General features: G+C 33.5%; 7 protein-coding genes. All 7 read left to right on the top strand.

What is annotated here, in order from left to right:
• Positions 1–57 precede the first annotated feature (57 nt).
• The 7 genes from LL966_RS02975 to LL966_RS02945 all read left to right on the top strand — a co-directional run bounded on the left by LL966_RS02975 (position 58) and on the right by LL966_RS02945 (position 13,982).
• Positions 58–4,068 (top strand): non-ribosomal peptide synthetase, encoded by a 4,011-nt coding sequence (locus LL966_RS02975; protein ID WP_229350050.1) that lies wholly within the window; start codon positions 58–60, stop codon positions 4,066–4,068.
• A complete protein-coding gene (locus LL966_RS02970; RefSeq protein ID WP_229350048.1) occupies positions 4,055–4,837 on the top strand; it encodes a 4'-phosphopantetheinyl transferase family protein in 783 nt (260 codons plus the stop codon). The genes LL966_RS02975 and LL966_RS02970 overlap by 14 nt, the downstream gene beginning before the upstream one ends.
• A gap of 357 nt (positions 4,838–5,194) precedes the next feature.
• Positions 5,195–5,740 carry an RNA polymerase sigma factor gene (locus tag LL966_RS02965; RefSeq protein ID WP_229350046.1) on the top strand — a complete coding sequence of 182 codons (546 nt, stop codon included), beginning with the start codon at positions 5,195–5,197 and terminating at the stop codon, positions 5,738–5,740.
• A gap of 76 nt (positions 5,741–5,816) precedes the next feature.
• Positions 5,817–6,878, top strand: coding sequence for a FecR family protein (locus LL966_RS02960; protein WP_229350044.1), 1,062 nt, complete (start codon positions 5,817–5,819; stop codon positions 6,876–6,878).
• Between the two features lie 176 nt (positions 6,879–7,054).
• Positions 7,055–10,615, top strand: coding sequence for a SusC/RagA family TonB-linked outer membrane protein (locus tag LL966_RS02955; RefSeq protein ID WP_229350042.1), 3,561 nt, complete (start codon positions 7,055–7,057; stop codon positions 10,613–10,615).
• Positions 10,616–10,632: 17 nt separating this feature from the next.
• On the top strand, positions 10,633–11,991 hold the full coding sequence (locus LL966_RS02950) for a RagB/SusD family nutrient uptake outer membrane protein (protein WP_229350040.1): 1,359 nt from the start codon (positions 10,633–10,635) through the stop codon (positions 11,989–11,991).
• An 11-nt stretch (positions 11,992–12,002) separates the two neighbouring features.
• Positions 12,003–13,982, top strand: a complete 1,980-nt coding sequence (locus tag LL966_RS02945) for a TlpA family protein disulfide reductase (RefSeq protein WP_229350038.1) — start codon at positions 12,003–12,005, stop codon at positions 13,980–13,982.
• The last annotated feature ends 14 nt before the right edge of the window (positions 13,983–13,996 follow it).

Here is a 13,996-nt window from a genome sequence, read left to right as displayed (position 1 = left end):
ATAAATATTTTAAATTGTCAATTTAAAAGTTGCAATTACATTTAAAATAGGAGCAAAATGAAAAATCAACCGCAAATACAAATAGAAATGGAAGCTGAAACTGAAATTCAATTTAATCCATTTTCGCCTGAAATCGAAAGAGTAATTCATACCACAAATTCGCAGCAGGAAATATGGACTGATTGCCTTTTTGGTGGAAGCGATGCTAACAAAGCGTACAACTTATCTGTATCAATCAATTTGAAAGGGAATTTAAAAGTTGAAATCTTTGAGCGAGCTGTTAAGACATTAATCGATCGCCATGAAGCTCTTAGAGCCTCATTTAGTCCAGATGGTCATTTTATGTGTATTTACAGCGATTACAACATCAAAGTTTCACAAAATGATCTTTCTGAAATATCTCCTATTGAAAAAGAATCAGCTATAGACAAACATATCAGAGAACAAGTCAGTGATCTTTTTGATCTGGTAAATGGTCCTTTATTTAGAGTTAATTTGCTTAAAATTGAGGAGTTCGAGACGATAGCAACATTAACAATTCATCATATTGTGGGCGATGGATTAAGTATTGACATCATTCTAGAAGAACTTGGCGTACTGTATTCTGCTTATCTTGAAAACAAAGAGTTTGAGCTTCATGCCCCAGAAAAATTTAGTGAATTTGCTGAAAGGTTAAATTCATTTATGGAAAGCAGCGATTACAAACCTTTAGAAGACTTTTGGATTGATATTTATAAAGAATCTGTTCCAACTATAGAATTACCTATCGATTTTGTAAGACCTTCATTAAGAACATACAATAGTAGCCGTCTTGATTTTGCTTTTGATGATGCTATTATTAGTGAATTAAAAAATATAGGAATAAAAACAAGCAGCAGTTTAGTAACCACTTTACTTGCCTCGTTTGAAATTTTTCTATGTAAACTAACGGGACAAAATGATTTAGTAGTAGGATTTCCTTCATCTGGAAATACCTTATACGGCATGAGACAGCTGATTGGAGATTGTGTAAATTTACTTCCGCTTCGCAGTAAAATTAATTCTGACATCAGTTTTCTAGACTATTTAAAACAAAGAAATACCCAATTATTTGATGCTTACGAGCATCAGCAAGTTACTTTCGGACATCTTTTAAAAAGCTTTGCAATTGCAAGAGATCCTTCGAGAATTCCTTTAGTTCCGGTCATCTTAACAGTAGATTTGAGCAGAACAATCGAAGAGGATTTCGCATACACGGGTCTTACTCATAGCTTTAAACCAAATCCGAGAGAATACGGAACGTTCGAAATTCAGCTTCATATTTTTAGAGCTAAAAGCGGACCTTCATTTCAATGGACTTACAATACTACTTTATTCAAACCGGAAACCATAAGCAAAATGATGGCTTCTTTTGAAGAAATTATCAGAGAAGTTATAGCCAATCCAACAAGTCCATTATCCGATATCGTAGGCGGTAATTATTTAGCAGATTATACCGCATTAAATAGTACTGAAATGGCTTATCCTGATGTAACTTTAACAGAGTTACTTAGAAAACAAGCAGAAATTACACCAAATAAAACAGCAGTAGAATTTCATGAATTAAAAACTACTTATAAAGAATTGCACGAAAAGGTAAACCAAATGGCGCATTACCTGAAGGACCAAGGGGTTCAGTCTGGCGATTTTATTGCCGTATCTTTTCCTAGAAGTCCAGAATTGCTTTATTCGTTACTAGCAATTATGCAGTGTGGCGCAGCCTATTTACCATTAGATCCAGAATACCCAAAAGAGCGTTTAGAATTTATGCTTACAGATTCTAACGCCAGAGTCCTATTAACTACTAAAACATTGTTTGCATCTTTACCATCATGGCCGCAAACACTTTTTATAGAAGATGCTATAGAAACATTAGATCAGTATTCTGCATTACCTCTTCCTTTTATGGTTAATTCAGAAAATAATGCATACATCCTTTACACATCTGGATCAACTGGTAATCCGAAAGGGGTGCCAATTACCCATAAAAATTTAGTAAACTTTCTTTGCAGTATGGCATTGGAGCCTGGTATTACTGAAAATGACCGATTACTTTCTATCACAACTATTTCTTTTGATATAGCTGGGTTAGAATTGTATTTACCTCTTATGAAAGGGGCTACACTAATCTTAGCCGATCATGAAACGGCACGAGACGGAAGACTTTTGCTTGAATTAGTTAAAAAAGAAAAAATTAATTTCTTGCAAGCAACTCCAACAACTTGGTCGATGCTTTTAGACTCTGGATGGTCAGAAAAGCTACCGCTTAAAGCATTATGCGGAGGTGAAGCAATGCCTGTAGATCTTGCCAACGAACTTTTGTCTAAATGTGATACCCTTTGGAATGTTTACGGTCCGACTGAAACCACCATTTGGTCGTCTGTAAAACAAATAAAAGCCGAGGATAAATTAATTACTATTGGAAAACCAATTGGAAATACTCAAATTTATTTGATCGATGCTCATGGTCAGCTTGTTGCTCCTGGAAACATTGGAGAGATTGTAATTGGTGGCGATGGTGTTGCAAAAGGCTATTGGAACAGACCTGAACTTTCTGCTGAAAAATTTATTGCAAATAAATTTTCTGCCGGCAAAGAAGATATAATGTATCGTACAGGTGATTTAGGAAAATTGCTTCCAAACAATGAAGTAGAATGTTTAGGACGTCTAGATCAGCAAGTTAAAATTAGAGGACATCGTATAGAACCAGGAGAGGTTGAACAAGTATTACTGCTGCTAGACGGCATCAAATCTGCTGTAGTATTAGCCGATGAAAATTTCTTAATAGCTCACATTGTTCCAGAAGCAAGCATCGAAGAAGCTGAAAATCAAATCACTGCATGGCGTGAAGCTTTAAGCACTCGTTTGCCAGCTCAATTAATTCCTCACGATTTTAATATAATCGAAAAAATACCAACAACCTTAAACGGGAAAATTGATCGTAAAGAATTAGCAAAATACAAATCCAATAAAAAAATCACTTACACGGCACCTCGCACAGAAGAAGAAAACATAGTGGCAACTATTTGGAAAGAAAGCTTAAATCTAGAGAATATTGATATTTTCAGCGATTTCTTTGAAATGGGCGGGCATTCCATAAAAGGGGTGAAAGTGATGATTGAAATTGAAAAACACACTGGAATCCGAATTCCTTTGTCTTCTTTATTCAAATATTCAACAGTAGAAAAATTTGCTAAACTATTAAATACGGGAACTGAAATTTATTCAGACTGTTTGGTGCCAATAAAACCTGAAGGAAATAAAGTACCTCTTTTCATTATTCATGGAGCAGGATTGAACGTTCTAAATTTTATGAATCTTAGTAAGCATTTTGATGCTGATCAGCCTATTTATGGAATTCAAGGTACAAAACCAAAAGGTTTTGACGGTTGGTATGAATCAATTGAAGCTATGGCAGCTCATTATATCGAAGCTATTATCAAAGTAAATCCGAAAGGTCCTTATGCTTTGGCTGGTTTTTCTTTTGGAGGTATTGTTGCCTTTGAAATAACTCGTCAATTGAAAGAAAAAGGAAAAGAAGTTAGTTTGACTGGCCTTCTAGATTCTTATGTGGATTCTTCTTACTATTATGGAAATTACAGAAGAAAACAACTTGTCAGATATTTCGATATAACTCACAGAAGATTAGACTTTTTAAAAGAAATGTTATTGAGTTGGAAAGCTTTTAAAATGCGTATTAATGGAAAAAAAGAATATATACTGCAAAGACATTTTGGTAAAAAAGTCCAAATGACAGAACAAGAAGAACTAGCATTGCAGCAATTTATTGAAGCCGATCGTATGGTGAAAAAAATTGTCGACCTCTATCATCTTAAACCGCAAAACTTTAGAGTGGATTTATTCCGATCAAAAGATGATGATAATTACAAATTAGATCCAACGCATTTGGGATGGAAAAAAGCAGCTTTAGGTGGTGTTACAATTCATAATATTTCTGGAAATCACCTAAACATTGTTGCTCCACCAAATGATAAAGTTTTAGCGCGACTACTTCAAGATATATTAGATGAAAACCATGAAAACCTCTAAGCTCTCTATTTCATCTTTAGAGATAAAAGGTGTTGATTTTATTCCCGAAAAAGGGTATTCTTTAGATAGTGATGATATTGTGATTTACAGTATTTACCTACCCGATTTCAGTGAGATGAAATCTGATTTATCTCAATTCTTAAATTCCGTAGAACTCAAAAGAGTCAAAAGGTTTTTTAAAGAAATTGACAAAGATAGATTCATCATCTACCGATCCATTTTAAAGCTCATTTTAGCAGCTTACACAAAACTAAACATCAAAAACATCTATTTGGACTATGATTTTAATAAAAAACCTTATTTAGCTTCTCATCCATGGTTGCACTTTAATATTTCGCACTCAGAAGACTTTGCTGTAATCGCAGTTTCTAGAAAAAAAGTTGGATTAGATATCGAATATATGAGCAAAGATTTCAACTTTACAAGTATGTTGCCAGATGTTTATAATGATAATGAAACGCAAATAATTCAAAATGCCAGTGATAAAAAAAATACTTTCTATACTTTATGGACCCGAAAAGAAGCTTTTGTGAAAGCATTAGGAAAAGGTATCGATGAAGATTTTAAATACATACCCTGCTTAGATGGCGAGCATAATTTAGATTTTTCTTTAATAAAAAACTCTCAAAACTGGCAAGTACGAAGTTTTGATCTTGAAGATGATTATTTAGGAGCAATAGCTTATGAAGGTCTTGCAACAGCCGCTGTGACTATTAATTTATATAATGTTTCGCAAAATATATTTGCATTATTAGAAATGGTAAAATAGAATTATTTATAAATACAGTGAACTAAAAATAAAAAACACGTTAATTTTTCGATTCAAAAAGCCACTTTTATTAAAGGTGGCTTTTTTTGATTTTTTTATAATTGTAGCTATTTTTTTTCAGAAGTTTTATAATTCTTATTCAGCTTTTCTGTTAAATAACCACTATATCGATTTTTCTATTTCTTTTTGATGAATGTTATCTATATGTAAAGCAATCTAAAAACCGATTTTAACAAAATTATCGCCATTATTTTGACCATATCTTTCAAAATCATGCGAAATAATTGAAAAAATATTCCTTTTGCTGATAAAAGTTATAGATTTGTTTCAAAAAACAACAGCAATTTTATTCCTTAAATGGAGAATACCACAACAGATATTTTATTATGGGAGCAGATTAAAAAAGGTGATATTACCGCCTTTGAAAAGCTCTATGATATCTATGCTGATGTTTTACTTACTTTTGCTTTACAATATACTAACGAACCATCTATTGCTAAAGATGCAATTCATGATGTTTTTCTTGACATTTATAAGTATCGAACTGGTCTTGCTGAAAGTGTAAATGTAAAATCATATTTATTTAAAATTACACAGAGAAATGTTTTAAAAAAGAATAAAGCTTCTCAAAAAATTTTTCATTTAAATACTGATTACAGTACACTTACGCCCAAGGAAGCTTCTTTCGAAGAAACTTTAATTGAAGAAGAAAACAATTTAGAATTAAATGCAAAATTAGCTTTTGCCATGCAAGAACTTACCGAAAAGCAGCGCAAAGCATTGTTCTACAGATTCAACGAAGATAAACCTTACGAAGAAATTGCCTCTATTTTAGGCATCTCTATCGAGTCTTGCAGAACACTGATATACAGATGTTTGAAAGAACTTCGAAAAAAACTTTAAAAAAAGGTTATTTTTTTGTCTATGTTTCTAAAGAGTTGTTCTCTATAGAAATATATACCCCATAAAAAACATCACCTTGCAAATTAATTTTAACAACATATCAAATGATGAAAAAGATTCTCTAAAGAATCAAATTCGTCTTGGACTAATCGAACTGGAACAAAAAGAATCCAGACGTAGGAAAAAGAAAAGACTTCTCGCCTATGCTGCTGCTGCGAGTGTCGCTTTATTAGTCGCTTTATCTATGAATCAGAATTCATCAGAAAGCGCGAAACCTCTAACAGCATTAGAGCAATTTGCCCAAAACTCTAAATCAACAGAATCAAATGTAGATTTAGAGAATATTTCTCTTGTCTTGCAAGATCAGAAAACTATTTCGGTTCAAGATAGCACCGTAATTAGCTATGGAAAAAACGGTAAAAAAGTTACTGTAGGTCAGCAAGCTATAAATACAAATTCTACTAGCGTTTCTGCCTTTAATACCGTTAGAGTTCCTTACGGAAAGAGAACCCAAATCGTTTTGACTGACGGCACAACCGTTTGGCTTAATTCTGGTTCTTCTTTAATTTATCCTACTCAGTTTGACGGATCAATACGGGAAGTTTACTTAACTGGTGAAGCTGCTTTTGATGTAGCCCATAATAAAGCCAAACCGTTTTTCGTAAAAACAAAAGAGTGCAATGTGCGAGTACTTGGAACCGTTTTTAATGTAAGCTCTTATCCTGAAGACGAAACGGTACAAACTGCTTTATTGCAAGGAAAAGTTAGAATTACCTACAATAAAAAAGGAATTTTAAACAATCAGGAACTTCAAGAGGATTTAACTCCTGGCATGATTGCTACCATCAATAAAGATAAAAAACAGCTAAAAGTAGAACGAAAAGATGTTGCTTCTATCTTGTCTTGGCGTGAAGGTTATTTTACTTTCAAAAGCCAGTCATTAAATAGCATTCTAAGCAAACTTTCAAAATATTATAAAATAGAATTCATAAAAGGTGCAGATTTGAATCTGGATGCTAATTATTCTGGCTCTTTTGCTTTAAATGAAAACCTTAATTCACTTGCAAATACATTATCGAGTATAACTAATAACAGCTGCACTGTTAACGCAAACCAAAGAACTATTACAATTAAATAAATAAAAAAATCAATTCAAAAACCAAAAATGCCTATGATATAAAACCAAAAATAAACATATCAACCTTATTTGTAAAAACTAACCAAAAAAAAACCAAAAGATGTTGGAACCATCTTTTGGCATTGTAGAACTGTAGTCAACGCTAATTGACTATCTCTTAAATTCAAAACAAAATTATGAATAAAAAACATAATTCAGAAAAGTATTTTTCTGGACGATACCACTATTACCTATATCTGCTGCTTATGAGATCTGTTACTGCATTTATTTGGATAAGTATGTGTAGTTTATATGCGAACCCTTCTTTAGGACAAAATAAAATACATGTTCGTTTCAAGAACACTCCGCTAACTGAAGTTTTTTCTACTTTAGAAAAACAGACTAATTATGTCTTCTTCTATAATGATGATGTACTAAAATCTGCCAATACCATTACTTTGGATAAAGATGCTACTATAGAAGAAATCTTGAATAATGCTTTAAAAAGTAACAATCTTACTTTTGATATCATAGATAAGCAAGTTGTTGTAAAAAGAAACAAAAAAAGAGCTGAACAATTAGAATATGATTTAACTGGTAAGGTTACCGATAAAAAAGGTGCACCGCTTATTGGTGTAAATGTTATTTTAAAAGGCAAACAATCTTGGGATATTACTAGAAAAGAAGGAGACTATCGAATGAGAGTTTCTCCATATGATACTATTGTTTTCAGTTCTTTAGGATATAAAACTGTAACCGTTGCTGTTAACAATAAAAGGGTTATCGATGCAACACTTGTACCAGATGTTATGGAACTTCATTCTGTAGAAATTCCTGTTTCTAACGGTTATACAGAAATTCCAAAAGAAAGAGTTACTGGAGCTATTGGCGTAATAAGCGCAAAAGAGCTTGCAGAAGTTCCAACGGTTGACATTCAGTCAAGACTGGAAGGAAAAATTGCCGGTGTAAATGTTGATCCAAGAACTGGTTCTATCAGTGTTCGAGGAACTAATAATTTTAGCGGAACAGGATCGCCTTTGATAGTTATTGATGGTTTTCCGCAATCTAGAGAAGATTTTGCTTTCTCTAAAAGAGGTGTTCCGGGATCTTCTATTTTAAGTTTTCTTAATCCAGACGATGTAGAAAGCATTACTGTTTTAAAAGATGCTGCTGCAAGTTCAATATGGGGATCAATGGCTGCCAATGGTGTAATTGTAATTACAACCAAAAAAGGTAAAAAAGGCGAGCCTACTATCAGCTTTAACACTACTACAAGTATCGGAGAGAAAATAGATTTGGGCAAACTTCGTGTTATGAATACTGCTCAATATATTGATTACGAAAAAGACCTTGTAAATGGCGGATTCGTCGTTGATAATATCTCAAACTGGCAAGCGCTTAATCCAAGTGCAGCACAGGAAATTATGTTTAGACAAAAAAGAGGTGAAATTTCTATATCGCAAAGAGATCAACTGTTAGCACAACTTGGACAAAATGATAATTTAGGACAGATAAACAGGTATTTACTTAGAAATTCGGTTACCACTCAATATGATTTATCCATAGATGGCGGAAACGAAAAAAGCACTTACTATTTGGCTTTAGGATACAACAAGGATCAAGCTGCTATGCAAGGAAATGATTCTCAATCTTATAACATTACATTAAACAACTCTTTTCAGCTTAAAAGCTTCTTAAAGTTAAATACTGGAATCAACTATGTTCCAACTACGTATCAAACTAATACAGTTGCAAATGAAGCTTTATCAAATGTATCTGCAACCGCTTTGCGTCCGTATGATATGATAGCAGATGCAGACGGAAATGGAATTGACCGCTATTTTCTTTTCAGACCAGAAGTTTCAAAAGGATTCGAAGCAAAAGGATACTTGCCTTGGTCTTACAATTATTTAGATGAACTAAATTATTCTAATGTAATAACTAAAGGAGCCAACATCAGATTAAATGCAAGCTTAACGGCAACAGTTACAAATTGGTTAAATTTTGAAGCATCTGGTATGTATACTTCGATTACAAACAAAACCAAATCGTTGAGCGAATTAGACAGTTACTATAGTCGAAATATGATCAATCAGGCAACATCTGTCAATACTGCTGGAAAACTAGTTTATGGTATACCGGTAGGATCTTATCTATACAACACGAATATTAACAACGATAATCAGAGCATGCGTTTTCAAATGAATATCAATAAGAATTTTAACGAAAACAACAGTTTGCACTTTTTAGCGGGTACAGAACTTAGAGAAGAACGCAGAGAAGGTTCAAGCCAAAGATTCTATGGATATAATACTGATACCAACTCAGGACAATCTGTAAACCCAACAGTTTATTACAACACGGTGTATGGCTGGCAAAGTATTATTGGAACTTCTGATAATAGCATCAGTAAATCAAGAAGCCGTTATTTATCATACTACGGATTGGGTTCTTATGATTTTATGAACCGTTACCATGTTTCAGGAAGTGTTCGTTTTGATGATGCAAACATAATAGGTGCTTCAAGAAAAAATAGAGCAATACCGTTATGGTCTGCAGGAGGTAAATGGGACATCAATAAAGAATTTTTCTTAAGAGATGTAAACTGGTTGAGTAATTTAGCTTTTAGAATTACTTATGGTAAAGGAGGAAGTTCTCCATCAGGCGGATTTGGAAGCCAAAGTCCTGTAATTAGTATTGGATCAGTAGATTTTAACACACAGTTACCAACAGCGTCTATCTCTATACCTGAAAATCCTGAAATTAAATGGGAAACAACAACAACGCTCAATTATGGTTTAGATTATGGATTCTTCAACGGTCGTTTACGAGGAAGTGTTGATTTGTACTATAAAAAAAGTTACGATATTTTAGCAAATCTTCCATTTAATCCAACTTACGGATGGTCTTATGTAAATTATAATACTGCGACCTTAAAAGGACATGGTGTAGATTTATCTATTTCAGGAACTATTATAAACGCTCAATTTAAATGGAATAGCAGTTTAAATTTCTCTTATAATACCAATGAAGTTACAGACTCTCGTTATGTACTAAACAGCACTAATCAGTATTTTGGTTCATCTCCGATGGTTGGAACTAGTATCGGAACAGTATACGCGTACAACTGGGCTGGTCTAGACGCAACAGGGCAATCTCAAGTTTATAAAAATGACGGCACAATTGTTAACTCTACTCAAGGTATTGCTTCAATCACTAAAGAAGACTTGAAAAAAATGGGAACTACCTTTGCTCCTTATTTTGGAGGATTCATGAATGATTTCTCTTTTAAAAACTTCAGATTAGGAGTACAGATTACGTATTATGCAGGGCACGTATTCAGAAATACGGTATTACAAAATTACCCTTCTTATTCAGGAGTACAATATGGAGCTGTAGCTAAAGACGAATTAGTGGCAGAGCGCTGGAGACAAGCGGGAGATGAAGCTAATACAAATGTACCTGGTCTTACAAATATTAGTTTCAATAGCTTAAACCGTTATCAATTTGCTGATATAAATGTACTTCCAGCAGATAATGTGAGATTGCAACAGGTTTCATTAGGATATAATGTACCGTCTGAATGGTTACAAAAAACATTTATTAAGTCATTAAGTTTCAATTTTGCGGCTAGGAATTTAGGTTTATTATGGGTTAAGAATGATTTAGGAATCGATCCGCAATACCTTTCAAACGGTAACTATAATACGCTTGCTCCACAACGTAGCTATACCTTACAGTTTAATTTAAGTTTTTAATTTTAAAAAACAGACTTATGAAATTTCTAAAATCCACATTATATATATTACTTCCTTTGCTTTTACTAAACTCTTGTCGAGATTATGTTGAAGTAGAACAGGTTGGAAACAACAGAATTTTAAAATATACCTCTGACTACAGAGCTTTAGCCAACAATTATAACGATATGACTTCCTCTGGCGGAATTTATCTTATTGCTAACGCTGATGTCGAATTTCCAACAACTTATCAAAATGGAGTTACTACTATTTGGGGTAACAGTTATACTTGGCAGGATAGAATATACGATCCTTCACAAGGTGATTCAGATTGGATAGGATTATACAAAGCTGTTTATTACAGTAATGTAATTCTAGATGGCGTGATGGGAAGTGAAAAAGGAACAGATGCAGAGAAAAAAGAAATCTCTGCCGAAGCCTATGTACACAGAGCATTTGCTTATTTACAGCTCGTAAACACATATGCTCCTCAATTTGACCCTACTTCTGCTAATTCAGAAAAAGCAGTTCCGCTTTTATTAAAACCAGAACTATTTTCTTCTCTAGAAAGAAATACAGTTGGGCAAGTTTATGATCAAATTATAGCAGATTTGAAAAGCGCTTTAGATAATGGAATTCAGAATGATCCACAGTTTAATGTACTTCCTTCAAAAAGAGCCGTTTATGCATTGCTTGCTAGAACGTATTTATTAATGGGACAATATCAGCTAAGCCTTGAAAATGCAGAGAAAGCTTTACAGATGCAAAATGGTTTAATAGACCTTAAATCATTAGCTTCTGGTTATAGCTACCCAGTCTTAATTCAGAATCCTGAAGTTATATTTTCTAAAACTTTGCTTTTAACTTATAACAGAGCTCCTTTGTCAAATGACTTATTAAATAGTTTTGGCGCAAGTGATTTGCGTTATGATTATTATACAATTGCTGGTAACATTGCAATCTCTCCAACTTATACAGGAAGAGGATTTGGAATTGCCACTTACAGTTACACAAACGGAATTAACGTCGGAGTTTCTGTTCCTGAGATGTATTTAATTGCTGCCGAATGTTATGCACGAGGCGGACAGCCACAAAAAGCAGTCGAATATTTAAATATTCTGAGAGCAAAACGTTACAAAACTGGAACAACATATCAGGTAAGTGCGACAACCAATGCAGAAGCATTAAATCTTGTTTTAACAGAAAGACAAAAAGAATTCATCGGAAGAGGATTTCGTTGGTTTGATCAGCGACGTTTAAACATAGATCCAGCTTTTCAGAAAACCTACACCAGAGTTTTTAAAGGTCAGACTTACACTCTTGCACCAAACAGCGATGGATATGTATTCCCAATCAATCAAAATTATATCGATCTAAGCCCTGAATTAGGGAAATAAAAAAACTTACAATGTTTAAAAAAATAAAGAATATCAAATTATTGGTATTGGCGTTCTGCGCCTTTACCCTACAGGTTACAAGTCAAGAAGTTAAATCCAGATTACAAGGAATGATCGACATTCCGATTCCTGGAGCTTCTTTCAGCATGACTTATGATCCAAAAGGCGGACCATTAGAAAATGTGAAAAATATTAGTGGTTATGCTTATGTTTTCAATGATTACAGATGGGAAATTGAAGATCTTAAAATGAAAAAAAATGGCGCTGTTTACAGCGCCGATTTTACAGTTCCAAAAAACTGTGCTTTTATGGCTTTCAAATTTTACGGAAATACCGAAAATGGCTTGGTAACAGACACCAATCAAGACACCGGATATATGCTGGTTGCTTTTAAAGAACCAAAAGTAAAAATGCCAGGAGCCGATTTAGCTTGGGCGACTTTTAGAAACAAAGATTTCAATGGTCAGTTTGGCAGTTACTTCAAAGATTTTACAATCGATGGCGACGCTACTGAATATTGGTTAAAAAAAGAAGTTGCAGCTAACGGAAATAGATTTCCAGAATTTTTTGATACTTATTTTAAAGTATTGAAAGTGCAAAAACCTGAAAAGTTTCAAGAATTAGGGACTCGTTTTCTAGCAGATTTTACAAAGAAAATGAATGGAATGCCAGAAGAAGTTTATCTTAAAGTTCATAACATTTATTTATATGAATTAAAAAACAAAGCCAAATCAGATTCTGTTGAAAATGTAATAGTAAAACAATTTCCAAAAGGCGCATTTTTAAGACAAAAAGCGTATCAAAAAATTATGCCGATTGCAGATGCAGCGGAAAGAAACAAAGTTATCAACCAATTTTTAGTTGATTTTCCATACACTTCAGATGTACCAGATTCTCAAAAGTATTTCTACGATAATATTGTAAAAATGCAGTTTGGTTATTATTTTGAAACTAAAGATTACAAAAGTATTTTAGCTATGATTCCAAACATGAATTTTGCTAATCTAAATGATGCTTACCACCAGAATATTTCGAAAGCGCTGTATCTGAAAGTTGTTGATCCTGCTGTTATCGAAACTATGGCGGTGCCAATAATCAAGCAGATGCAGCAAAAAGTAAATGATATGTCTTACATGCAAGGACTTTACTGGTCACCGAACCAAGCGACAGAAAATGCAAAAAATCAGCTTAATAATGAGTTGGTTATTCAGATTCGTATGTACGACATTTTGAAAAAGTACAAAGAAGTTTTAGAAACTTTTGAATTGTTGCCTTTCGAAAAACGTTACGAAAAAGCAAGCATCAATGATATTCATATTAAAGCTTTAGAAGCATTCAACAAACCAATTTTAGAGGTTTTAAAAAATGCAGCAAGAGCTAATACTTTATCTGAAAGTGCCACAGCGAAACTGAAAGAGTTATATCTGAAAGAAGGCAAAAAAGAAGCTGATTTTCCTGCGTATTTAGAACAGTTGAAAAAAGAAAATAAACCTGAAGAAAAAATCGCTTTAATGGATCCAGTTCCTGCACCGGCAATTAAAGTGCAATCTGCAGACGGAAAGACAAAGGATTTAGCTTTAAACAGCGGTAAAATTATCGTAATCGATTTTTGGGCAACTTGGTGCGGACCTTGTAAAAAGGCTTTCCCAGCAATGCAGCAGTTGGTAAACAACTTTAAAGAAGACAAAGAAGTTGATGTCTATTTTATCAGTACTCAGGAAACCAAAGAAGGCTACAAAAAAGAAGCTCTGGCATATCTAAAAGAAAAAGGTTTAAAAATCAACACTTATTTTGATTTAGTTAAAAAGGGAGGCGGAACAAATAACGCTTCTTTCACGAACTATGCTAAGATTTTTAAATCAAGCGGTATTCCTAGAAAAGTAGTGATTAAAAACGGGCAGATTCGTTTTACATCCGAAGGGTATTCTGGAAATCCAGGTCAGTTAGTCGATGAGCTTACTAACGTGATTAATGCTTTAAAAAACGAATAATTGCTTTTTGAAAA

The organism is Flavobacterium chungbukense (assembly GCF_020805785.1).
GTDB lineage: Bacteria > Bacteroidota > Bacteroidia > Flavobacteriales > Flavobacteriaceae > Flavobacterium > Flavobacterium chungbukense.
Note: the sequence above shows the minus strand (reverse complement) of the source record. Positions and strands in the feature narration are given on the sequence as shown.